Annotated in this window: 22 protein-coding genes and 1 tRNA gene; 19 read left to right on the top strand and 4 right to left on the bottom strand. The window is 44.6% G+C overall.

Annotated features, from left to right (window positions below; all coding sequences use genetic code 11):
- The first annotated feature begins 22 nt into the window (after window positions 1-22).
- The 5 genes from frr to greA all read left to right on the top strand — a co-directional run bounded on the left by frr (window position 23) and on the right by greA (window position 4,282).
- The gene (frr, locus tag H6797_04835) at window positions 23-577 is read left to right on the top strand and encodes a ribosome recycling factor (protein USN96372.1); all 555 of its coding nucleotides are present in this window, start codon (window positions 23-25) and stop codon (window positions 575-577) included.
- Window positions 578-582: 5 nt separating this feature from the next.
- On the top strand, window positions 583-1,722 hold the full coding sequence (locus H6797_04830; protein USN96371.1) for a site-2 protease family protein: 1,140 nt from the start codon (window positions 583-585) through the stop codon (window positions 1,720-1,722).
- 67 nt (window positions 1,723-1,789) lie between these two features.
- On the top strand, window positions 1,790-2,497 hold the full coding sequence (locus H6797_04825) for a CPBP family intramembrane metalloprotease (protein USN96370.1): 708 nt from the start codon (window positions 1,790-1,792) through the stop codon (window positions 2,495-2,497).
- Window positions 2,498-2,515: 18 nt separating this feature from the next.
- Complete coding sequence (locus H6797_04820; protein USN96369.1) at window positions 2,516-3,763, top strand: prolyl-tRNA synthetase; 1,248 nt, start codon at window positions 2,516-2,518, stop codon at window positions 3,761-3,763.
- A 63-nt stretch (window positions 3,764-3,826) separates the two neighbouring features.
- Window positions 3,827-4,282 carry a transcription elongation factor GreA gene (greA, locus tag H6797_04815; protein ID USN96368.1) on the top strand — a complete coding sequence of 152 codons (456 nt, stop codon included), beginning with the start codon at window positions 3,827-3,829 and terminating at the stop codon, window positions 4,280-4,282.
- A gap of 57 nt (window positions 4,283-4,339) precedes the next feature.
- Here greA and H6797_04810 read toward each other — a convergent pair whose 3' ends face one another.
- A complete protein-coding gene (locus H6797_04810) occupies window positions 4,340-4,888 on the bottom strand; it encodes a hypothetical protein (protein ID USN96367.1) in 549 nt (182 codons plus the stop codon).
- Window positions 4,889-5,262: 374 nt separating this feature from the next.
- On the opposite strand from H6797_04810, the gene H6797_04805 reads away from it, so the two are divergent.
- Both H6797_04805 and H6797_04800 read left to right on the top strand, forming a co-directional pair.
- Window positions 5,263-6,765 (top strand): lysine--tRNA ligase, encoded by a 1,503-nt coding sequence (locus tag H6797_04805; protein USN96366.1) that lies wholly within the window; start codon window positions 5,263-5,265, stop codon window positions 6,763-6,765.
- 4 nt (window positions 6,766-6,769) lie between these two features.
- Complete coding sequence (locus H6797_04800) at window positions 6,770-7,654, top strand: aminotransferase class IV (protein ID USN96365.1); 885 nt, start codon at window positions 6,770-6,772, stop codon at window positions 7,652-7,654.
- 2 nt (window positions 7,655-7,656) lie between these two features.
- Here the strand turns inward: H6797_04800 and H6797_04795 are convergent, their stop codons facing one another.
- Both H6797_04795 and H6797_04790 read right to left on the bottom strand, forming a co-directional pair.
- Complete coding sequence (locus H6797_04795) at window positions 7,657-7,965, bottom strand: hypothetical protein (protein USN96364.1); 309 nt, start codon at window positions 7,963-7,965, stop codon at window positions 7,657-7,659.
- Between the two features lie 20 nt (window positions 7,966-7,985).
- On the bottom strand, window positions 7,986-9,389 hold the full coding sequence (locus H6797_04790) for a hypothetical protein (GenBank protein USN96363.1): 1,404 nt from the start codon (window positions 9,387-9,389) through the stop codon (window positions 7,986-7,988).
- 162 nt (window positions 9,390-9,551) lie between these two features.
- Here H6797_04790 and H6797_04785 point away from each other — a divergent pair, with 162 nt between their 5' ends.
- The 9 genes from H6797_04785 (at window position 9,552) to murD (ending at window position 19,484) form a co-directional block, all read left to right on the top strand.
- Entirely contained in the window at window positions 9,552-9,995 is a 444-nt protein-coding gene (locus H6797_04785; GenBank protein USN96362.1) for a hypothetical protein, read from the top strand.
- A complete protein-coding gene (locus H6797_04780) occupies window positions 9,995-10,732 on the top strand; it encodes an ABC transporter ATP-binding protein (GenBank protein USN96361.1) in 738 nt (245 codons plus the stop codon). Before H6797_04785 ends, H6797_04780 begins: the two co-directional genes overlap by 1 nt.
- Window positions 10,729-12,111 (top strand): ABC transporter permease, encoded by a 1,383-nt coding sequence (locus H6797_04775; protein USN96360.1) that lies wholly within the window; start codon window positions 10,729-10,731, stop codon window positions 12,109-12,111. The genes H6797_04780 and H6797_04775 overlap by 4 nt, the downstream gene beginning before the upstream one ends.
- Before the next feature lie 17 nt (window positions 12,112-12,128).
- Window positions 12,129-13,373, top strand: a complete 1,245-nt coding sequence (gene serS, locus H6797_04770; GenBank protein ID USN96359.1) for a serine--tRNA ligase — start codon at window positions 12,129-12,131, stop codon at window positions 13,371-13,373.
- Between the two features lie 12 nt (window positions 13,374-13,385).
- Window positions 13,386-13,462 (top strand) — tRNA-Pro (locus H6797_04765).
- A gap of 56 nt (window positions 13,463-13,518) precedes the next feature.
- A complete protein-coding gene (raiA, locus tag H6797_04760; protein USN96358.1) occupies window positions 13,519-13,911 on the top strand; it encodes a ribosome-associated translation inhibitor RaiA in 393 nt (130 codons plus the stop codon).
- 336 nt (window positions 13,912-14,247) lie between these two features.
- Window positions 14,248-16,863 carry a preprotein translocase subunit SecA gene (gene secA / locus H6797_04755; GenBank protein USN96357.1) on the top strand — a complete coding sequence of 872 codons (2,616 nt, stop codon included), beginning with the start codon at window positions 14,248-14,250 and terminating at the stop codon, window positions 16,861-16,863.
- Window positions 16,864-16,883: 20 nt separating this feature from the next.
- Complete coding sequence (locus H6797_04750; protein ID USN96356.1) at window positions 16,884-18,170, top strand: insulinase family protein; 1,287 nt, start codon at window positions 16,884-16,886, stop codon at window positions 18,168-18,170.
- Between the two features lie 18 nt (window positions 18,171-18,188).
- On the top strand, window positions 18,189-19,484 hold the full coding sequence (murD, locus tag H6797_04745; GenBank protein USN96355.1) for a UDP-N-acetylmuramoyl-L-alanine--D-glutamate ligase: 1,296 nt from the start codon (window positions 18,189-18,191) through the stop codon (window positions 19,482-19,484).
- On the opposite strand, the gene murI is transcribed toward murD, so the two are convergent.
- A complete protein-coding gene (gene murI / locus H6797_04740) occupies window positions 19,459-20,124 on the bottom strand; it encodes a glutamate racemase (GenBank protein USN96354.1) in 666 nt (221 codons plus the stop codon). The genes murD and murI overlap by 26 nt on opposite strands.
- A gap of 41 nt (window positions 20,125-20,165) precedes the next feature.
- Between murI and prfB the strand changes: the two genes are divergently transcribed.
- The 3 genes from prfB (at window position 20,166) to H6797_04725 (ending at window position 23,080) form a co-directional block, all read left to right on the top strand.
- A complete protein-coding gene (gene prfB, locus H6797_04735) occupies window positions 20,166-21,248 on the top strand; it encodes a peptide chain release factor 2 (GenBank protein ID USN96353.1) in 1,083 nt (360 codons plus the stop codon).
- 166 nt (window positions 21,249-21,414) lie between these two features.
- Window positions 21,415-22,101: a cell division ATP-binding protein FtsE gene (gene ftsE / locus H6797_04730; protein USN96352.1), complete on the top strand. Its 687-nt coding sequence runs from the start codon at window positions 21,415-21,417 to the stop codon at window positions 22,099-22,101.
- 1 nt (window position 22,102) lies between these two features.
- Window positions 22,103-23,080 (top strand): FtsX-like permease family protein, encoded by a 978-nt coding sequence (locus tag H6797_04725; GenBank protein ID USN96351.1) that lies wholly within the window; start codon window positions 22,103-22,105, stop codon window positions 23,078-23,080.

Below are 23,080 nucleotides of genomic sequence, written 5' to 3'. Positions count from 1 at the left end.
TGGTATGATTAATAGAAGAAATATGTTTGATATAGATACGTATGAATTAAAGATGGCAGGTGCTCTAGAGCACTTTGAGGCAGAAATACGCAAAGTGCAGACCGGTCGTGCTCAGCCTAGTATGCTTGATGGAATCAAGGTCGAGGCTTACGGCACGCATATGCCGCTTAATCAGGTGGCTAACGTTACTGCACCGGAATCTCAACAGTTGCAAATTACACCATTTGATCCAACAAATATTCCTGCTATCTCAGCTGCAATCCGTAATGATCAGTCACTTGGCTTGAATCCTTCAGATGACGGTCGTGTTGTGCGTGTGCCAATTCCTGCGCTAACTGAAGAGCGTCGCAGGCAATTGGTTAAACAAGTAGGCGAAAAAGTCGAAGAGGCACGCATAGGGCTACGTGCAGCTCGACAAGATGCATTGCAAGAAGCCAAACGACAAAAAGAAGCAAAAACTCTTACCGAAGATGACTTGAAGTCAGTTGAAAAAGAAGTCGACCGTCTGGTTGCTGATTATCAGGCAAAGATTGAAGCGGCATTCAAAACAAAAGAGCAGGATATTCTGAAAGTATAGTGATTATGGAGTTGATTTTTGGAATTATCGTGGGACTTATTGCGCTGACTTTTCTCGTAGTTGTTCACGAGCTTGGTCATGCGATTGCAGCACGTAGGAATGGTGTTGTGGTCGAAGAATTCGGTATAGGATTTCCACCAAAAGCATGGAGTAAAAAGCTCAAAAATAAGGTTGAATTCAGTCTCAACTGGCTTCCTCTCGGTGGATTTGTGAAACTACAGGGAGAATATGATTCCGCAGACAAAAAAGGTGATTATGGTGCCGCTAGTTTTTGGGTAAAAACAAAAATATTACTTGCCGGCGTGTTTATTAATTGGGTAACCGCAGCGGTACTACTGACGATACTTGCATTTACGGGCTTGCCGCAGGTCGTAAACAATCAGTTTACGATGCCCGGAGATACGAAAGTCGTCCCGCAGTTAGTGCAGTTGAGCTCTACTAAATCAAATTATCCTGCAGCAAAGGCGGGCCTGAAGCAGCGCGATAAGATTGTACGTTTTGCCGGACAAGAAGTTAAAACTACACAGAATTTTATAGACATGACGCATCAGTATGCTGGTCAGACAGTTGAAGTGATATATAACCGTGGCGGATCCGAAAAAATTACTCAAGTTCATTTGCGAAAGGGGAGCGGTGTTGTATTTGGTGCCAGCATTGTTCAGCCGACTGAAACACAATCCACTTGGTCAGCCCCTATTGTTGGCGTCGCTACGACAGGTCAGCTTACCTGGGAAACCTTAAAGGGTCTTGGTCAGTTAGTTGGCGGTCTCGCAAATGGCATCGTATTACAGTTGACCGGTAACGATCATGCAAAAAAGATAGGTAGTGAAGAAGTGGCGGCTGCGGGAGATAGTGTTGCCGGACCTATTGGGATCTTAGGCGTCATCTTTCCTGCGGCTCAACAGGCCGGGTTAACGCAGTTGATTATGTTAATAGCTGTTATATCTATCGCTCTTGCTGTTATGAATGTACTACCAATTCCCGCACTTGATGGCGGTAGGTGGTTTACGATGACTGCGTTTCGTGTACTTCGTAAACCTCTAACAAAAGAACGAGAAGAGAGAATTCAGACAATCGGATTTGCAACTTTAATGGTACTAGTAGTGCTTGTGACGGTGGCAGATGTCGGAAAAATCATCAAATAAGCATCTCCTCCATAAGCTAGTGGGGCGAACGCATCGACACGGTGAAGAGCACCAATACAATTGGAGGATGTTGCTGCTGTTGCCAGCTTGGGTCTCTGGTGCTTTTGTCGCAAGTAATTTTATCGTCATTGCATTGCTTGAGATATTGAAGTGGCTGAATATGCCCGCAAGTAGTTTTCTTCGACCTGCAATTATCCAAACGGCTATCGCAACAGCGATTTATGCGCTAACCATAGCAATCGTCATCCTTGCGCCATATGTAATGGGTCGCAAATCATCCATTGATCTAAGAGTGCTCGGCTTAAATCGATTAATCACATGGACAGATATTGGTCTGGCGCCGGTGGTGTTTTTAGCGTACACCATTGTTGTGTCAATGGTGTTAGCTTTCGTAACGGCACTTATCCCGAACTTCCCGACTAATCAGGTGCAAGATGTTGGATTTCATGCGTTTGGCACGTCAACTGATAACATACTCGCTTTCGCGACGTTGGTCGTGTTAGCGCCTTTGGCTGAAGAGACATTATTTCGAGGCTATCTCTATGGTAAACTAAAGGGGTACGTGCCTGCTGTCATTGCAGCGCTTGCCACAAGTTTGTTGTTTGGCATCGCACACTTTCAGTGGAATGTTGGTGTCGACGTCTTTGTCTTAAGCCTCTTTCTTTGTGGTTTGCGCAGTCTGACTGGGAGTATATGGGCAGGCGTGCTTGTTCATATGATAAAAAATGGCATTGCGTACTATATATTGTTCGTCAGCCCGTTCGTCGGGGGATAAATTAGGAAACATACATCTATGAGAATTAGTCAGTTATTTACAAGAACTAGTAAGACCGTTCCAGGTGATGAAGTGGCGAAAAACGCCCAACTTTTGATTCAGGCTGGATTTATACACAAGGAGATGGCTGGCGTGTATGCATATCTGCCCCTTGGATTTAAAGTACTCGAGAACGTCAAGCGAGTTGTTCGCGAGGAAATGAATGCCATAGGTGGCCAAGAAGTGCTTATGACGACGCTGCAACCACGTGACATTTGGGAAAAAACCGACCGTTGGGACGATAAAAAGGTCGACAACTGGTTTAAAACAAAACTTGCAAACGGTACTGAGCTGGGCGTTGGGCTTACTCATGAGGAGCCGATTGTAGATGCTGTCGGAAATTACGTTAGTTCTTACAAGGATCTTCCTTTTTTCGTATACCAAATAGGCAACAAGTTTCGTAATGAACTGCGTGCAAAAAGTGGCCTGCTTCGTGGCAGGGAATTTGTCATGAAAGACATGTATAGCTTTGCCAGAAATCAACAAGAACATGAAGAGCTGTATGAGCGAGCGGTTAGTGCCTACCATAAAGTCTACGAGAGGCTGGGACTTGGCGACGTTACCTACCGCACGTATGCGGATGGTGGCATTTTTACATCTCGTTTTAGCGACGAATTTCAAACCCTGAGCGAGGTAGGTGAAGATAAGATTTTTGTAAATGAAGCAAAGAAAATCGCGATTAACGAAGAGATTATGACCGAAGAGAATTTGGCTAAGCTTGAATTAAATAGAGACGATTTGGTTGAAAAGCGAGGCGTCGAGGTGGGTAATACGTTCCATCTAGAGACAAAGTATACGGATGCATTGGGTGTGTACTATGTCGACGAACACGGTGAAAAACGGCAAATGATTATGGGCTGCTACGGCATCGGTGTCAGTAGATTGATGGGAGTTATCGCTGAGCATTTTTGTGATGACAAAGGTTTGGTGTGGCCTGAAGAAATCGCGCCTGCGAAAGTGTATCTTGTACGTATTGGAGGCGAGGAAGCTGTTACTTACGCAGATGGACTGTATGGCGAGTTGATCGCAAAAGGCGTTGAAGTTCTTTATGATGATCGAGATGAACGGCCGGGTGCGAAGTTTGCAGATAGCGAGCTGATGGGTATACCATATCGCATAACTGTTAGTGACCGTTTAATCCAATCAGGAAAATATGAATTTACCCCTCGATCAACAGGTGTAAGTATTGAATTGACACACGCTGAGCTACTTGCTAAACTGGGGTAACTAGCGAGTGAGGGTGTGCTGTATTTAGCATTTTTTGTAGTTAAAAACCTTAAAGGATAATCGATGAAAAAATTGTTCCAAATTACTGAAGTTGGCAAAAATGAGCTTGAAAAAGAGCTTCTTGAGCTTAAGAGCCGTCGTGGTGCCATTGCTGAAAAGATTGCCGAAGCACGCGATTATGGTGATCTTAGTGAAAATGCCGAGTATGATTCTGCTCGCGAAGAGCAAGGACTAGTGGAGAGTCGTATTGCTGAGATTGAAGACGTACTTCTAAATGCTGAAATTATAAAATCGTCTCGAAGCAGCAGTGTTAAGTTAGGAAGTAAAGTTGAGCTAAAGTTTGGTCAAAAGATTGTGACGTATCATGTCGTAGGGCCAGTAGAGGCGGATCCGCTTGAGGGCAGGATTAGCAATGAATCTCCAATAGGTCTAGCTCTAATGGGTAAAAAAATTGGTGATATCGCTACGATTACTACTCCAAAGGGTAGTATCCAATATGAAGTTGTAAAAGTCGGCTAGTTTCAATGTAATCAAAAAGCGCCTTACTGAAGGCGCTTTTTGATTGGCGTATGCTTTTTAAGCAACGTGTTGCAAGTCATTTTTGTTTACATAATCTTCTTCGTCTTCGTCGTCAAATAATTCGTTTGGATCAACTCGTACAGTGCCTTCACCGTCGGTGTCCCCATTTTTTGCAGCCTCCTTGATGTGTGCATCGTGGTTAGCTACATAGATGTCGTGTAGGTCGCTTCTAGACTCCGAACTATGCAACGTTTCTGATGAAAGTTCCGCAGTAACTAAGGCTTCACTGAAAGTAGTGTCGTTATTGGTTCGTTCCATGGCAGTGCGAAAATCTTGGCGGCTTTGCCTGTTGGCAACCCTTGTCATTGCGGGGATCTCTTCGTTAACAGGGAAAGTCTCATCAATTAGCTCCATTGCAATCATACCTAGTTTTTGATCTCGACTTGCCATGGCAGCTTCGATGGTGGGGTAGAGTTTTTCGAGGTTTCCGCCATTTGTTTTAAGTAGATTCTTCACGGATTTCGTAAGCGATTTCACGACCTTATCATTCAATTTTTCTGGGTGCGCGCGAACATGTTCGGCTGTAGTTCTTATCTTTGAACTCATTTTTTCAACTCGATTCGCTCGAGGGTTTAATGATCTGTATGCTTTACCGAATAGCTCGTGTGTAGAATTCGACACGTTATTTTCCCTGCCTATGCAATATTAGTTTGTATTTAAAAAGGCCAGTTACATTTGTCTGGCCGAACAGGTTAGCAATAGATGTCGTTGTTTGATAAGCGGCTTGATAATTTGATAGATTCTGGGAAGTTTCCGATATCATTTGTGCTATATGTGCTATATGTTACGGCGCAATTATAGCACGCTAAGCGTTTTGAGTCAATACTTTTATACCAAATATGATTTAAGAAGTTGTAAAATTCGTTACCATATCTATTTTTACCTCTGTTACCACAGATTGTAGTGTATAATGCTTACATATGGCAACGCTCCAAGATTACAGAGATGAACGTCTTCGAAAATTGACCCAGCTTAGAGAGCTGGGCGTTGATGCATATCCGGCCGATTCGCATCGAACACACAATACTACTGATATTGTTAATGAATTTGAACAATTACAGGGCCAGACAGTGACTGTAGCGGGACGAATCATGGGACTTCGCAAATTTGGCAAGTTAGCTTTTATCGTTATTCGTGATCAAACAGGGCAAGTACAGTTATTTTTGCACGCGCCAGATGTCGCACCGCTTAATGCTGACCAGAGTGTTATCGGCATGGAACAGTTGCCGCTACTTGATAGTGGTGATTTCGTTGAGGCGACAGGTGAGGTGATAAAAACAAAAACCGGAGAAATTTCGGTAGGCGTTAAAACTCTGCGACTACTTACCAAAAGCCTGCGGCCTATGCCTACGGAGTTGACCGACAAGGAGCAACGCTTGCGTCGTCGTTACGTCGACATGAATGTTAATCTTGATGTGCGTGAACGATTCGTGAGGCGTAGCCGTTTTTGGCAGGCAACGCGCGATTATCTCAATCGAAATGGTTTCGTTGAAGTCAATGTGCCAGTTCTTGAACACACGACCGGTGGCGCAGATGCTAATCCGTTTGTGACGCATATGGATGCGCTTGACCAAGATTTTTATTTGCGCATTAGTCATGAACTACCGCTCAAGCGGTTACTCGGTGCTGGTTTTGAAAAAGTATATGACATCGGTCCACGATTTAGAAATGAAAACTACAGCGACGAACACCTACCAGAACACGTGGCCATGGAATGGTATTGGGCATATGCTGATTGGCGTGACGGCATGAAATTTATGACAGATATGTATCGCCACGTACTGAAGGAGACGTTTGGAACTTTGCAATTCAAGCTTGGTTCATTCGATGTCGATCTTGGCAAAGAGTGGGAAGAGTGGGATTACGCTGAAGTTATTAAAAAACATTACGGCATAGACATTTTTAACTGTACTTTAGATGAAGTAAAGCAGGCACTCTCGGAGCATAAACTTGAGGTAGAGAAAACGGAAAATAAGGCGCGTGGTATAGATAAGCTTTGGAAAAACATCCGTAAAGATGTTGCAGGTCCTGTATGGCTTATTAATACACCGACGTTTGTGAGTCCACTATCGAAGACTAATCATGACAGGCCAGAAACAACACAACGTTTCCAGCCGGTTATTGCTGGATCGGAACTTGGAAACGGTTTCTCTGAACTGAATGATCCTTTAGATCAACTTAATCGGTTTGTTGAGCAGCAAAAAATGCGTGATGCTGGTGACGAGGAAGCGATGATGCTTGATATCGATTACATCGAAATGCTTGAGTATGGCATGCCACCGGCGTGTGGCTGGGGCTTTAGTGAGCGCGTATTTTGGATATTTGAAGGCGTTAGTGCGCGTGAAGGAGTTCCATTCCCGCAGCTGCGTCACGAGATTGATGAAACAACGAAATCCGTTTATTCGGATGTAACCCTGGAGTAATACCATGGCAACGATTCACGACAAAGCGTACTTCAATCAAAAAATAGTACCGATTGCTCAGGCGCACTTGTCTGTTGCTAGCGCGGCGGTACTTTACGGCCTTAGCATATACACGGTATTTTATGTTTTGCCTGAAAAAGGTAGGTTTCGTGCATTTCGTTTGCAACAGCATTATGATCGGTTACGGTCTTCAGCAAAAATCATTGGTTTGGATTGGCCGAAGAATTTGTCTTTTGATAAATTTCAAGAGTTGGTGAAGGGGTTGCTTGATGCTAATAGTCCTGACGAACCAGTGTTTGTGCGGGCTACGGTCCATGCAGATGGTCTGTTGCCTGGCACTCGTTCCCGAGGGGTTTCTACGCAGTTGAGCATGTTTATTTATACGGCTACGCCAATTATGAAATCGAGTGGCGTTCGGCTTAAGACTAGCCAATGGCGTCGCATACCGGACAATAGTATACCTTCACGAGCCAAGGTGAATGGCGCTTATGTGAATTCGGTATTAGCTCATCAGGACGCGCTTGATGCTGGTTACGACGATTGTATATTCCTAGATCAATCCGGGCATGTTTGCGAGCTCGCTGCGGCCAATATATTTATGGTGCGCGATGGAAGACTGATCACTCCTGATACAAGCAGTGATTTGCTGGAGGGGATTAATCGTCGAGCAATTATTGAAATGGCGGAAGCGGCAGGTATATCAGTTCAGGAACGCACCGTCGACTTAACGGAGCTTTATATCGCAGATGAAGTATTCGTTTGTGGTACATCAGCATTCGTGGCTAGTGTTGCTGAGATTGATGGACGAAAGTTAGACGGTGAAAATTCAATCACACAAAAAATCGCTATTTTGCATGCCGAAGCGTTGCGTAGTGGCGATGTTTTGTAAAATTACTCGTCTTTATCTATGAGATCACTTGTATCTACAAAATCACCTAAGACAATATTGCGATTATCTTCTATGATTTCTTCGTAGTCAGGTATGTGTTCACTAATCCATTCACCGATTTCTTCGTCGGTTGCTTTCTCTTGCATTTCAGCTAACGTATCGACATCTTCAGGGGTGAGGGAAGTAATGATTTCGTTGCCAATCATGCCATCTACCTTGTCGTTCAGTTCTGCGACCAATTTTTCCAGCTCTTCGTCGTTAAGCGTTACTCCAAGGTTGCGAATGTCGTCTGTAGTGATGTGATTTTGCATATTTGTGTCTCCGGTTTACTTTAGACGTTAGCGGCTTCTTGTTGATTTGCGATATCTTCAAATTTAGTGAAGGGGTTAGGGTCGGTGCTGTGTATATTTGCCAAGCTGCTACCGGGTTGATCAACCTTATAGCGTAATTGTAATGATGTAATGGCACCGATCTTTCCAATAATTGGTAGTTTGGCTTTTTTGCCAATCGTTAGATCGATGGACTGTGGGGGTAGTGCGTGCGCTTCACCTGACAGCTTGTCTATGAGGTACCCCTTAACTAATCCGTATTGCTTACCTGATTCGGTTGTAATGATGGCCATGTCGTCTAGATCGAAATAGCGACCGTATTTTTGCGCGCTACTTGGTCCAATCGGTACTCGATCTCCTTTATCGCTAAAAACGAGGTTCATTTGTCCGTCACTATATTGTTCAATTTGTTGATGCATGAACGTTTCTTTTTGACGATTCCGGTTAAATTTGCTGATGATATTGCCGAAACGGTTAATCGATTTTAACCTGACATTAACCATTTTTTCTTTAACGTTACGAAGTGATTTTTTGAATGACATTCGTTGAGTTGTACGCTCTCGTGATTGAACGGCTAGTTTGCGAACATGCTCTTTATTACGCTTAAACCATCCCCTTTGAGTTTCCGGTGAGGGGATTGGGGATGTATCTGTCTCCTCGGTATCGTTAACTGCAACTTCAAGTTCATCGATTTCACTTTCGATATCATCATGTTCAGGGGTTTCGCTAACAGCTTTCTCTAGATCATCTAGGCTAGCTTCAATTTCAGCACGTTGAAGTTTACGTTCTGCGTGATACTTTTTAAGTGCTTCCTTGACCATTTCAGGAGATACATAAGTTTCAGGGTCTTTACCCTCTACGAATCGTTCGCCGTATGACCTATGGTCTGAGGAGGCGGTAGCTGTTTTTGTCTTTTCGGGAATGTCTTCTTCGTGCTGTGTTTCCGAGTCTGAATGGGTTGTATCTAATTCTTCTTTCGTGTCTGTCTCAACTTCAACATCGGTGGTTTCAGCTTCATCCTCAACATCGACAACGTTTTTATAGAAGGCGTCTTTAGCGTCGCGCAGGGCTGCTTTTGCGTAAACATGGTCGGTGGCGTTGGAGCGGAAATTGAGGCTATCGACAGCTTCTTGAGCTTTGTCGATGGCATCACCCCCGTTCTTATTCCAGTCTTCGTTAAATTCCGCCAACTGGTCTTTGGCGCGTAGTTCTTCGCGATGTTTTTTCAATATGCCTACGGCGTCAAGTTTGAAGCCACCTGGACGATTCTGAACTTCTTCTAGCTGATCCTCAAGTTGTTTTTGATGATCTTTGAGGTGGTTAATCAGTCCTTGCGAACTTATGTCGTTATAAGAACTACGCTTTGAGTGCGTCTTGTGCTCTGGATTTGATTCGCTGTTTGTCATAGTGGTGTTAAGAACTTCGTTAGGTTAATTTCTATCTGTTAGTAGATTAGCATAAGTTTGATAAAAAGTCAATATTCTACTAACAAATATTGACTTTTTTGTTAATCATGGTTGATGTGTATGTAGGCAAAATACTTATGATGCTGTACTATAAAGACAGTTATGGGATACAGGGATATGCAGGTGCGTTATTTTTTGCTGGCAAGGATTATTATTCTCATATCCTTGATCGGTCTCGGTGTTTTAGTGTTTGCAAATTTGGGTGAAGATCCGTCTCATCTGACGTTTAGTCTCATTGCATTCGGCATAAGTGTGGCGGCACTTTTGGTAACGATATTGCAGAGTATAACAATTTCTAGACAGATGCAATTAACGCAGAGGGCAGTACGTGAAGTACGTGAAATTAGCGAACAATTGAAAGATCTAGTGAGTAGTGATCATCGTTTGGTTCGTGAAGTGCATGAAGATATCGAGCTAGATCATGAGGTCATAGCTGCGCTAGAGGAACACGATACTGCTGCGGATGATAAGAAGCGTCGCAAGGTTGCGAAAAAGATTACTCGAAAAGCACAAAAGAAATCAAAAAACACAATTAAGGTCTCCTAATGATTGAAGTCCGTCATGTAACTAAAAAGTATGGCAAGAAACAAAACGCATTTGTAGCACTTAACGATATCAGTTTTAAGGTACCGAGCGGTGCTAGTGTGGCGATTATTGGAAAGTCTGGTAGCGGTAAATCAACGTTGATGCATGTGATGAGCGGTCTAGATAGGCCGGAAAATGGTGAAGTAATCATTGACGAAGAAGATATTTTGAAGTTAAAGAGTAAGGCTGTAGATAAGTTTCGGGCAACCAAGATGAGTTTTATTTTTCAGTCTTTTTTCGTGCAGGGGAATGAAACGTGTTACGACAACGTTAGTTTACCGCTAGAAATTGCTGGTGTGCCGAAAAGGACGCGTAAACAGAAGGTGCTTAAAGCGCTTGAAGCTGTTGAATTGGGTGAAAAATTAAAATCTCGTGCTAGAGATCTTTCTGGGGGCCAAAAGCAGCGACTGGCGATTGCTCGCGCAATCGTTAATGCTCCGCAAGTGCTTTTTGCTGACGAGCCTACAGGCAATTTAGATAGTACGACTGGTGATGTGATTGAGAAATTGCTATTCGACTACACTAAAAAACAGGGAGCGACATTGATAATCGTGACCCATGATCACGATCTGGCGAGTAAATGCGATATGCAGATATATATAAAAGACGGCGAGATTACGAATATAAACGGTGGTCATGCGAAGCGTACTGAAAGTAAGAAGATATCTGTTAGCGGTGGAAAGAAGGTCAAGAAATGATTAAGAGGCGGGACATAATACGCCGAGCCGGGCGTAGTTTACGCCAGGCAAAAACGAGGACGCTTTTGACGAGCCTGGCCATTGCAGTGGGTGCGTTTACGTTGACGGTGTCGATTGCAGCCGGTGAAGGTTCGCGACAATATGCCGATAACCTCATCAGGAGTAATATTGATCCGCAGACGTTGATTATTGCCAAGGACAAGACACTGTTTGGCGGTGGTGGTGCAGTTCAGTCCGGGTTGAAGGAATATGATCCGAATGCATTGAGTAGTAGTGCTGGCGCTGGGCGTACCATCACTTTTAAACAACTGACGGCTTCGGATTTAGAAAAACTACGTAAAGAAAAAGATCTTGAATCTGTCCGACCTAGGTATAACGTATCGGCAAAGTATATAACATTTGAGGGGCTTCCAAAAAAGTATATAGCAGACATCACACAATATGATCCGGGAGTTCGGAGTGATGCTGCGGCTGGCAATATTCCTGTGCTTGGCACCGACATTGGGGCCGATGATGTCATCATACCTGAGTCGTATGCGAAAAAGCTTGGTGTGAAACATTTATCGGATTTGGTGGGAAAGAAAATTACGGTTACCGTTTCTAAGCCAGCGACAACGCCTACCGAAGCTGAAATAAATCAAATAATCGCAACGAAAGGTTTGAGTGGTTTAAGACAATTGTCTCAATCTGAATCGAAAGACGTTGTACTGACGATTCGTGCTGTTAGCCAGCAGTCATCTGCGACGTTGACTTCGAATCAGGCTATGCAGATTTCTGACGCGAAAGCTCAAGAACTGACTGACTATACTACGAAAGGAACGCCAAATTATCAGAAGTATGTCATCGTGACGGCAAAAGTGAAGAAGGGTATTGACCCGGAAGTCGTGAAGCAGAAGCTCAAGAAGCAGGATTACACGGTACAAACAGCTAAGGATTTACAGAATTTACTTTTTACAGTCGTTACTATCTTGCAGGGGATTGTTTCAGGCTTTGGTGTGCTGGCATTGCTGACTAGTGTGTTTGGCATTATCAACACGCAGTACATCAGTGTACTAGAGCGTACGAGTCAGATTGGCCTGATGAAAGCGTTAGGTATGAGAAGTAAGGACGTGGCAAAATTATTCCGATATGAGGCGGCGTGGATTGGTTTTCTTGGTGGGGCTATCGGGGCGGCTGTAGCTTGGGGTGCCGGTACGGCGCTGAACCCATGGATTACTGAGCAGCTTACTCTTGGTGACGGCAATTATTTATTAGTCTTTCAGCCGTTGCCGATTGTTGGTCTGATTATCGGACTGATGATTATTGCCGTGTGTGCTGGTTATCTGCCTGCACGAAAGGCCGCTAAGCTTGATCCGATTGAAGCACTGCGCACCGAATAATCTGATACAATAAATTTATGATTGATATCCGTTTGTTGCGTGAGCAGCCTGAACTTGTAGCGCAGAATGCCAAGAATAAAGGCTATGACATTGATGTGAACAAAATAGTTGCTCTTGACGATGAACGACGATTGCTTCAACAGCAAGTAGATGAATTGCGAGAACGGCGAAATCAAAATGCTGCCAAGATGAAGGGCGGTAAGCCCGAACAGGTTCTAATAGATGAAGGCAAGCAGATTAAAGTTGAGCTAGCAGAACGAGAAGGATATTTGAGCCAAGCAGACAAAAGCTTTAGCGAGTTGTTTGAGCAGCTTCCGAATTTAGTTTTTGATGATGTGCCTGTTGGTGGAGAAGAAGACAGTGTTGAAATTAAAAAGTGGGGTGACCAGAAGACTGGTGCGGTTGACCACTTAGACTTTGCAGCTAAACGGGATTGGGTTGATTTTGAGCGTGGCGCAAAAGTGGCTGGCGCAAAATTCTACTATCTAAAGGGCGACCTGGCGTTGCTTGAGAACGCAATTACGCAGTATGCATTGTCGGTTCTTGTTGGCAAGGGGTTTACTTATATGACCGTACCTCATATGGTCAACGGTCGAACGGCAACCGGTACGGGCTTTGCGCCACGAAGTAGCGACCAGTCGGACGAATACTTTATCGAGGGTGAGGACTTGTCGTTAATCGCGACTGCTGAGATGCCGTTAACCGGCTACCATGCCGATGAAATAATAGATGAAGTCAATTTACCGTTGCTTTACGCCGGTTATAGCCCGAGCTACCGTAAGGAAGCTGGGACGTACGGCAAGCATACCCGTGGACTGTTTCGTGTTCACCAGTTTAATAAACTGGAAATGTATGCGTTTACGCTACCTGGTCAGAGTAAAGAAGTGCACGAAAAGCTTCTTGGTATCGAGGAGGAGATTTGGCAAGCAATCGGTATACCGTATCACGTCATTAATATTGCTAGTGGCGACCTAGGCGCGCCTGCGGCCAAAAAATACGACATTGAATACTGGTCTCCAGTTGATGGAAGTTATCGCGAATTAACTAGTTGTAGTAATTGTACTGATTTTCAGGCACGAAATATGAATATCCGTGTACGTCGCCAGGACGGTAACGTAGAAGTTCTACATACATTAAATGGAACGGCAGTTAGCTTGGCGCGTTCACTTGTGGCAATTATTGAGCACTATCAGCAATCAGATGGGACTCTGCTAGTTCCGGAAGTTCTTCGACCATATATTGGTGGTCGAGCGGTGCTATAATTTCATTTACGTCGGGGTGTGGCGCAGTTCGGTAGCGCGCACCGTTCGGGACGGTGAGGCCGTCCGTTCAAATCGGATCACCCCGACCAATTTTTATTCCATCTGCAAATCCTCTATAATAATAAATAGACAAAGAGGAGCGTACATGATTGACAGAATTTCTATCACGGGCATCAAATTTGACGTTGATGAGGCAACAAAAAAATACGTAATCAAAAAAATTTCCAGACTAGATAGATATTTGCCGCGACATGCGCGTAAGACGGCGAGTGCCGACGTGATTTTAAAAGAAGTTAATAAGGCTCACGGTAATAAATATGAGGCTGAAGTTATCATTAATGTGCCTGGAAAACTGATGGCAGCAAAGGATTCTACGGTTAATATGCTGGCAGCTTTGGATATCGTTGAGGCGAAATTAGCTGCGCAATTACATAAATACAAGTCAGAGGCTGTGAGTCATAGGGGGCGACATGGGGTTTTGGCTCGATTTAGGCGCGATCAAGGGCCAGAAGCTATTGAGGCTGTCGAAGCTTCTTAGTTTACTGTTTTTGTTGGACAATATAGATTCGAAATGTCTGTCGCTAATCTAAAAACAGACTTCGAGGAACAAATAATAAATTTTTGCTTCTAGATAGGTGTTAATTGGCCTTTAAATAGGCTATAATAATAAACAGTAATTTTCAGTAATAGTCAGTCACCGCAACAAAAATACCCGACTTTCCGGGTTGATAATCGGCGAGGTAAAATCATTCTGGCAACCAAGGTATAGCCATAGTTATACTAGGCCATCAGAAATTGCTTTAACCTATGAGGGTGGGCCGAAAAGGGTATTTGTGATGCAGGGACTGTAGATACGGCAGGAGTAGGGCTTCTTATGGTAACCAGACAAGGCGTACTGACAAAAATATTCGGTGATCCGCAAAAGCGGGTTTTAAAGGGTTTGGAAAAAAGGGTTGGTGCTATTAACGCACTTGCCGAAAAATATAGCGCAATGAGCAAGCCGGAGCTCAAAAAACAAACGGACGTATTAAAGAAGCGCTTAGAAAAAAAGGGCACGACGATTGATGACATCCTTCCGGATGCGTTTGCGTTGGTGCGTGAAGCTAGCGATCGTGTATTAGGCCAGCGTCATTTTGACGTGCAGCTTATCGGCGGCATGGTATTACATGATGGAAATGTTGCTGAGATGAAGACGGGTGAGGGTAAAACGCTAGTTGCGACGCTACCGGTGTATTTGAATGCATTAACTGGCAAGGGTGTTCATGTGGTGACCGTCAATGATTACCTAGCTCAGCGTGATGCTGGCTGGATGGGTGAAATTTATCATTTCTTAGGTTTATCTACGGGTATTATTATCAACGACGCATCGTTTATATACGACCCGGAATTTGATAATGAAAAGCATGACGATCCACGTATGCGCAAATTACGACCATGTACGCGAAAAGAAGCATACGCTGCGGACGTTACTTATGGTACGAACAATGAGTTCGGTTTTGATTATTTGCGCGATAACATGGTTAACGAATTGGAAGAAGTGCGCCAACGTGAATTGCACTTTGCCATAGTTGACGAGGTTGACTCAATTCTCATCGATGAGGCGAGGACGCCGCTAATTATTAGTGCGCCAGCTGCCGAGAATCCCGATAGCTATATTCAATTTTCTAAGATTGCTGCCAAGCTAGTGCCGGACGATTACGTACTGGATGAAAAGCGCCGTACCGTGTCGCTAAGCGATGAGGGTGTCGAAAAAGTTCAAAAAATGCTTGGTGTTAAGAATCTTTACAGCCCTGACTATATTCGTTCGGTTTATCATGTAGATCAAGCTCTTCGGGCCCAGACATTGTTCCACCGCGACAAAGACTATGTGGTAACTAACGATGGCGAAGTTGTCATTGTTGACGAGCACACGGGCCGTTTGATGCAGGGTCGACGATATAACGAAGGTCTTCACCAAGCGATTGAGGCTAAAGAGGGTGTGCCGGTGCTTCAGGAGAGTATGACGCTTGCGACCATATCGTTCCAGAATTATTTCCGTCTATATGACAAATTGTCAGGTATGACTGGTACTGCATTCACCGAGGCGGAAGAGTTTCAGCAGATTTATAGCTTGGATGTCGTTCAAGTGCCGTCGAACAGGCCCATTGCTCGCGTGGATCATGATGATCTCATTTTCCGAACCGAGACCGGTAAGTTGAAGGCTGTTGCGAAGGCGATCAAGGAATATCACGAGGCTGGTCGACCAGTATTGGTTGGTAGCGCGTCTATCTCTAAGAATGAGCTAATCGCTGCTTATTTGAAAAAAGAAGGCATAAAGTATGAGATTTTGAACGCGAAAAACAATGAGCGCGAGGCGGCAATCGTAGAGAAGGCGGGTGAAAAAGGCGCCATTACTCTGGCAACAAATATCGCTGGTCGTGGTACCGATATTAAACTCGGTGAAGGCGTGAAGGATCTCGGTGGACTCGTCGTTATCGGTAGTGAGCGACACGAATCGCGCCGTATCGATAACCAGCTTCGCGGACGCGGTGGTCGTCAGGGTGATCCGGGCGACTCACAGTTTTATGTTTCAACCCAGGACGATCTTATGCGTATTTTCCAGGGTGAACGCATTGCTAGTTTGATGGATCGTCTGGGAGTTGATGAGGATATGCCTATTCAGAACAAGGCTGTCACTAGGACGCTTGAAGCTGCACAGAAACGAGTCGAGGGTTACAACTACGACATTCGTAAAAATGTTGTGCAGTACGACAATGTAATTAACCGTCATCGCCGCGTGGTGTATACGATGCGACGTAAGATTCTTGAAGGCGATAATATTAAGCCGGAAATTGAACGTCTCATTAGCGAAAAAGTTACCGATTTAGCAAGTTTGCCAATTAAAAATAATCCGAAATTTACTGAGGAATTCAGTGGACTATTTGCAATTAATAAGGCTGATGTATTGAATATTGGCGCTGAAAAGCGCGATAAAGTACGCTTGAAAAACGCAAAAGATGCCGTTATGGCCCAATACGCTACCAAAGAAAAAGAAATGACAGCTGAGACATTGCGTAAGATTGAGCGCGACGTCTACTTGCAAGTACTAGATACGCTTTGGATGCAGCACTTAGAGAATATGCAGCATCTGCGCGATGGTATCCATTGGCGTTCGGTTGGTCAACGCGATCCGCTGGTTGAATATCGATCTGAAAGCGCGAAACTATTTGATAGCTTACAGCTGACGCTACGAGATGAGGTGCTTGGTGCGATAATGCATGTACACCCAAGCGACTTCCTAGCGATTGCTGAGGAAAGTCATGAAACTGAACTGACCCGTTTAGCTGAAAGTTCGGTTGAGCGTGGCGTTAATGAAATAACGAATGGTGAACTGAACCGCGACGCCGACTTTTCTGTAGCTAAAAATAAGTCTGGCGAATCAAAAGTTCGCAATCAGGCTCGAAAAAAGAAAAAGGCGCAGAGACAGAATCGCAAGAAAAATCGCAAATAAAGTAGAGTAGGGATAAAAATATGAAACATACCGTCGAAGAAGTCCGGTTAAAAAACGGAGCACGTGGACTTCTTATAGACGTTCCTGGCGCCTCGGTTATGAGTTTTCAGTTTCAGTTTCGTGCTGGCAACAGATATGTAGCAAAGAAGAATATTTACGAAACTGCACACGTAATGGAGCATATGGCTTTTGGCGCGAATGCAAAGTTCAAAAGTGAACACGAATTTGAAGCGGAATTTACAAAAAATGGCGCATACCACAACGCCTATACAAGCGATCTTAGTATGGTGTATTTGGCCGATTGCGCTGATTTTGAATGGGAGCGCATATTGGAATTACAGCGCTTGTCAATTTGTCAGCCTCGATTCAATTCATCGGAGCTAGAGGCTGAAAAGGGCAACGTTCGAAGCGAGCTGACTGGGTTTTTGAATAATCATAACCGTGTGCTGTGGCCAAAGGTGCAGCAGTTACTGGGCGAAGATGTATTGACGTTTAATCAGAGACTGCGGACGATACCGCGTGTGAAGCTGCACCACATAAAAGAGCATCATGCGCGAACGCACACAGCAGCGAATATGCGATTCGTGATTGCCGGAAAGATGCAGGGACGAAAAAGCGAAATTAAACGACAACTAGAGGATTGGGATTTACCGCGCGGAGAACGTTTTGAAGCGCCACACGATGAATTCCATGGAGGTAAGCCGACCTTGATTCGTCGGAAGGAGGCGTCCAACCTAACGTTTGCTTGGTCGATGATTGTACCAAGGGAATTGAGCGAAGAAGAATCAGACGCCATGGATTGCTTGGACCATATATTAACAGGAACGATGACGTCGCGTATTTATGGAGCAGCTCGCAAAAAAGGCTTGGCATACGGTATGTTTAGCGATACATCGGTCGGTTTTCATGATAGTAGTTGGGATTTTGGTGGTCAGGTAAATCTGGATACATCTGATGGCCTGTTCGACATTATTGTACGGGAACTTCGCGCGGTTCTTGATGGCAAAATTACAGAGGCCGAAATTGATGCCGCTAAATCGTACGCCCTTGGTCGGCATCAGATGGGTGCTCAGACTGTATCACAGATAAGCAATTTCTATACAAACCGCTATTTTTCAGATGATGTTGTTAAGGATTATGAAAAGGTACCTGATTCTATTAAAAACACGTCTCGTGAATGTATGATTGAGACAGCTCGAGAATTCATAAGCTACAACATCAACGTATTGGCTGGCGTAAGTAGCGGCGAGCGAAAAGAGCTTGTGCGACTGAACGAAAAGCTGGCAACGTTGTTTGAGACTGTATAGTCGGGGTATACTTGGGCTATGAATATAGCTATTTTAGGTTATGGCGTCGAAGGCGAGAGTGTCTATAAATATTACCGTACAAAGTACCCAGATGCTGTCATAACTGTCTATGACAACAATTCGCAACCAAAGAACCCGTTGCCGTCGGATGTGAAATTTGTTGGCGGGGTTAAGGATTTTAAGGGCATCGTGGCCGACTTGGCTGTCAAAACACCTGCTATATCGCCAGATCAGGTACAGGTGACTGGTGAAGTAACGACAATGGCACGTGAATTCCTTAAAGTTTGTCCAGCTCAGACGATTGGGGTTACTGGTACGAAAGGTAAGGGTACGACTTGTAGCCTCATCAAATCTATCCTTGATACTGCCGGAAAGCGAGCTTGGCTAGTCGGCAACATCGGTATAGGAGCATTCGACGTCCTGCATCAGATCAAACCGAGCGATATCGTGGTGTATGAGTTAAGTAGCTTTCAACTATGGGATATCGATGTTAGTCCGCATGTAGCAGTCGTGTTGGGTGTTGAACCGGAGCACTTGGATGTACATAAAGATCTCGATGACTATGTTGGGGCAAAGGCAAACATCGCTAAGCATCAGAAGCCAGAAGACTTAACTATTTATTTACAGGGTAATCAATACTCCGAACTAATTGCAAAACAGTCGCCAGGTAAGACTATGGCGTATCCGAGTGATGATGCAGGACATGTACGAGAAGGTAAGTTTTATTATGGTGAACAAGAATTGTGTTCAGTAGCCTCGTTGAAATTACCTGGGGTACATAATCGTGAAAATGCGTGCGCTGCAATCAGTGCTGTGTGGCCATGGGTAAGAGACGGTAATGAAATTGAGCGAGGGCTGCTGGCATTTCAGGGGCTACCTCACAGACTTAAATTAGTTAAGGATGTTAATGAAGTTGAATATTACGATGATAGTATAGCGACAACACCGGGTAGTGCGATAGCAGCTATAAAGTCGTTTGAGGCGCCGAAAATTCTGATATTGGGCGGGTCTGACAAAGGTGCTTCGTATGGTGAACTGGCTCAAGCTGTCATGGATAACGTTGATTCAATGCGCAGGGTTTTACTAATAGGAACAGAAGCTCCAAAGATAGAGGCGGCTCTCAAAGAGGTTGGCTTTGCTCGGTATAACAGGTACGATACGACATTAAAAATGGATGAAATTGTAAAAACAGCCGCCGCAACTGCTGAGCCTGGTGACGTAGTCATACTTAGCCCGGCTTGTGCGAGTTTTGATATGTTCAAGGATTACGCTGATCGCGGTAATCAGTTTATACAGGCAGTAGAGAGTCTGTAGAAAGAAGTGATTCTATGCGGGCACCGATTGCATCGGATGGCTCAAGTACGCGTACACTCGGGCCTGCGATGGCCTGTATGCGGTCTTTCAGCCAATGGTAATGGGTACAACCAAGTACGATTACGTCTGAGTGCCATCTTAGTGCTTCGTGAACAGCTACGTGTACGTCGACCCGTTGTAGTTCTCCTCGTTCGATGAACGAGGCCCAGTTGGCACAGTCAGGCTCAATAACAGTAAGTTTTGGCGCCCATTGACGCTTCAACTCTGCGTAGCGGTGGCTTTTTAAAGTGCTGGGCGTAGCGAGGACGGCAATGACACTTGTTTTGGTCAGTTTGGCTGCTGGTTTAACCATAGGTTCAATGCCAACGAAATGGACTTTAGGGTAGGTGGCGCGAAGATGATTGATGGCATTTGTCGTTGCGGTATTACAAGCGATAACAATTGCGTCGCATTTTGCCTTGAGTAGTGGCTGTATAGCGGAATCTGTTAGACGAGTAATCTCGTGCGCCGCTTTGGTGCCATAAGGTACGTTGGCGCTGTCGTTTACCGATATGATTTTGGCTTCAGGAAACAATTGACGTAATCTTTCTGCGACAGCCTCACCGCCGACGCCTGAATCAAATACACCAATTTTTATCATGTCACCAGTGTAACACGAGGTAGTACTGTATAATTTAATCTATGCAACCACTTGAGAAACGAATACAGGTTTTGAAGGATGATATAGCTGTCGCGTACGAACAGCTTGCTATTGACGTAAAAGCCAAGCAATTGCAGTCGCTTGATGACGAACTTGCCGTGCCCGAGGTGTGGAATAATCCTGCTAATGCGCAGGCTATGAGTAAACAACAGGCGGCGTTAGGCGCAATGGTGCAGCCGTGGCAGACATTACAAGCCCAGGTGAATGATATGGCCGAGCTGATGGCGTTGGGTGACGACAGTTTACGAAGTGAATTTGAAGGCCAGATAGAGGCTTTAGAAAATGAATTTGCTGATCGCAAAAAGGAATTGCTGTATAGCGGAAGATATGATGATCATAATGCAATTATTCGCATAAGCGCCGGAGTGGGCGGTACTGATGCGCAGGATTTTGCCGAGATGTTAGAGCGAATGTATTTACGTTGGGCGGAAAAGTCTAGTATGAATGCATCGACCGTTGAACGCTCAGCTGGCGAGGAAGCTGGGATCAAGTCAAGTGTCATCGAAATAACCGGCCCCTATGTTTACGGTAAATTGCGGTCTGAAAATGGTGTTCACAGGCTGGTACGGCTAAGTCCATTTAATAGCGATAATTTACGCCAGACGAGCTTTGCGCTGGTGGAGGTTTTGCCGCAAATTGATACGCCGGATGAAGTGCAGTTGGATGACAAAGATTTGAAAGTTGATGTTTATCGCGCGGGTGGCCATGGCGGTCAGTCAGTCAATACGACTGATAGCGCCGTGAGAGTGACTCATGTGCCGACTGGCTTGGTTGTGGCGATTCAGAACGAACGCAGCCAGTTGCAAAATAAGGAAACGGCTATGAAGATCTTGCGTTCTAAGCTTGCCCAATTACAGATGGAACAACATGCTGAATCGATTGCTGATTTACGCGCTGGAGAATCGGCAAACTGGGGCTCACAGATCCGTAACTATGTACTACATCCGTATACGTTAGTGAAGGACACTCGTACTAAATATGAAGAGAAAGATCCGCAGGCGGTGCTCGACGGCAAGATTGATGGCTTTATAGAAGCCTATCTGGAATCACAATTAGGCGAATAGCTTCTTCGTAGGCTTATAGATAACGTTGAAACGGCATTCTCAAAGCCGCTGTTTTAATCTACTTATTGTTTGTGTATAAGTCCGCCATAAAGTGCAGAAAATAGATGTGAAATACTGATTTCACTTGTTCTTATTAAACAATACTTATGCTATAATATGAAAAGCAATGATACTTCTTGATAGGGTTACGAAAACGTACGGAAAAAACAGCAATAAGTCGGCATTAAACCGCATCAGTTTACATGTCGAACCTAAAGAGTTCGTTATCATCGTTGGTACTAGTGGTGCAGGCAAATCGACTTTGCTTAAATTGTTGACCAGAGAAGAGAAGCCGACTAGCGGCAAGATTGTCGTTGGAGGTATTGACTATGACACGCTTAAAGACAAGCACATACCTTTACTGCGTCGCAAGATTGGCGTTGTTTTTCAAGATTTTAAATTACTACCACAACGTACTGTCTATGAAAATATTGCGTTTGCTTTAGAAATTGCCGGCATGACTGGTCATGAGATTAAAAATACTGTGCCAAAAGTCATTGAACTCGTAGGATTAACTGGTAAAGAAAGTCAGTTTCCGCATCAGCTTTCTGGCGGTGAGCGTCAGCGCGTAGCAATTGCGCGTGCGGTTGTACGTCAGCCAAAAATATTGATAGCGGACGAACCTACTGGCAACCTGGACCCAAAACACAGCTGGGATATTGTACGGTTACTCGAGAAGATCAATAAATACGGAACGACAGTGTTGCTTACAACGCATAATGTTGAAATCGTGAACAAACTCAAGCGTCGAGTCATTACGTTGGATCATGGCAAGGTAGTCAGTGATCAGGCGCAGGGAAGTTATAGGCAGTAGTATGGGAAAAAATAACGCACCTCGAGCATTAACACAGAGTAAGCAAACGCGCCGCAAGTGGCTGACGTTCGTGCGTATGTGTCGCTATGGTGTAAATAACTTTAGTCGTAATGCTTGGCTAACAGTCGCTGCGACGGCAGTTATGACAATTACACTGCTGATTATCTTTATGACACTTGTCGCACGGCAGGTGCTGGTGGATACGGTCGATGCCATTAAGGCGAAGACTGATATGTCGATTTATGTTCAGACGACCACGCCTAGCGATGCCGCCAGCCAGATTCAGGACAAAATAGCAAAACTTCCCGGCGTAAAACGCGTGCGTTACGTTAGTCCCGACCAGGCGCGGTCTGACTTCGCCGATCAAAACAAGGGCGATGCACAGACACTTGAAGCGCTTAACGAAGCTACGAACAAGTTTCCGGGGACGTTCCGGGTGAATATCGTTGACATTAATGACCCCTCGCAGCTGGATCGCTTCGTCAAAAATGATGATCTATATAAACAATATGCAGACCCAAATCGTCAACCGTCGTTTAGTGGTGAGCGACGCAGTGCCATTCAGAATATCGGTATAGCTATTCAATTTGCTCAGAACGCAGGGCTACTTGCTAGTGCTATCTTTATCATTATCTCGTCGCTAATCATCTTTAATACCATTCGTATGGCTATATTTAACCGCAGAGAAGAGATTCAGATGATGAAGCTCATTGGTGCGGATCGTAGCTTTATACGCGGGCCGTTTGTGGTAGAGGCAGTCGTGTACGGCTTTATTGCGGCCGTCATTGCGACTGGACTCGGCGTGGCGATATTGTATGCTGTAAAGGATTCGCTTGATAGTTATCAGATTGCGATTTCGAATACGATTCATATTGTGACACAATATATGCCGTTCTTGCTGCTAGCCATGATATTTGTTGGTGCGGCAATAGGTGTAGTTTCGTCATTACTGGCGACTCGTAAGTACCTCAAACTTTGA

This window comes from Candidatus Nomurabacteria bacterium (assembly GCA_023898645.1).
GTDB lineage: Bacteria > Patescibacteriota > Saccharimonadia > Saccharimonadales > Saccharimonadaceae > UBA2112.
This window is presented reverse-complemented; position numbering and strand designations above follow the sequence as displayed.

Coding starts and splice junctions, on each gene's coding strand:
- H6797_04750 (USN96356.1), top strand. CDS start 16,884: ATGAAACATACCGTCGAAGAAGTCCGGTTAAAAAACGGAGCACGTGGA.
- murI (USN96354.1), bottom strand. CDS start 20,124: ATGATAAAAATTGGTGTATTTGATTCAGGCGTCGGCGGTGAGGCTGTC.
- secA (USN96357.1), top strand. CDS start 14,248: ATGGTAACCAGACAAGGCGTACTGACAAAAATATTCGGTGATCCGCAA.
- frr (USN96372.1), top strand. CDS start 23: ATGTTTGATATAGATACGTATGAATTAAAGATGGCAGGTGCTCTAGAG.
- H6797_04805 (USN96366.1), top strand. CDS start 5,263: ATGGCAACGCTCCAAGATTACAGAGATGAACGTCTTCGAAAATTGACC.
- murD (USN96355.1), top strand. CDS start 18,189: ATGAATATAGCTATTTTAGGTTATGGCGTCGAAGGCGAGAGTGTCTAT.
- H6797_04775 (USN96360.1), top strand. CDS start 10,729: ATGATTAAGAGGCGGGACATAATACGCCGAGCCGGGCGTAGTTTACGC.
- H6797_04825 (USN96370.1), top strand. CDS start 1,790: ATGTTGCTGCTGTTGCCAGCTTGGGTCTCTGGTGCTTTTGTCGCAAGT.
- serS (USN96359.1), top strand. CDS start 12,129: ATGATTGATATCCGTTTGTTGCGTGAGCAGCCTGAACTTGTAGCGCAG.
- H6797_04810 (USN96367.1), bottom strand. CDS start 4,888: ATGAGTTCAAAGATAAGAACTACAGCCGAACATGTTCGCGCGCACCCA.
- H6797_04830 (USN96371.1), top strand. CDS start 583: ATGGAGTTGATTTTTGGAATTATCGTGGGACTTATTGCGCTGACTTTT.
- H6797_04820 (USN96369.1), top strand. CDS start 2,516: ATGAGAATTAGTCAGTTATTTACAAGAACTAGTAAGACCGTTCCAGGT.
- H6797_04790 (USN96363.1), bottom strand. CDS start 9,389: ATGACAAACAGCGAATCAAATCCAGAGCACAAGACGCACTCAAAGCGT.
- H6797_04785 (USN96362.1), top strand. CDS start 9,552: ATGGGATACAGGGATATGCAGGTGCGTTATTTTTTGCTGGCAAGGATT.
- H6797_04780 (USN96361.1), top strand. CDS start 9,995: ATGATTGAAGTCCGTCATGTAACTAAAAAGTATGGCAAGAAACAAAAC.
- H6797_04800 (USN96365.1), top strand. CDS start 6,770: ATGGCAACGATTCACGACAAAGCGTACTTCAATCAAAAAATAGTACCG.
- prfB (USN96353.1), top strand. CDS start 20,166: ATGCAACCACTTGAGAAACGAATACAGGTTTTGAAGGATGATATAGCT.
- H6797_04725 (USN96351.1), top strand. CDS start 22,103: ATGGGAAAAAATAACGCACCTCGAGCATTAACACAGAGTAAGCAAACG.
- ftsE (USN96352.1), top strand. CDS start 21,415: ATGATACTTCTTGATAGGGTTACGAAAACGTACGGAAAAAACAGCAAT.
- raiA (USN96358.1), top strand. CDS start 13,519: ATGATTGACAGAATTTCTATCACGGGCATCAAATTTGACGTTGATGAG.
- greA (USN96368.1), top strand. CDS start 3,827: ATGAAAAAATTGTTCCAAATTACTGAAGTTGGCAAAAATGAGCTTGAA.
- H6797_04795 (USN96364.1), bottom strand. CDS start 7,965: ATGCAAAATCACATCACTACAGACGACATTCGCAACCTTGGAGTAACG.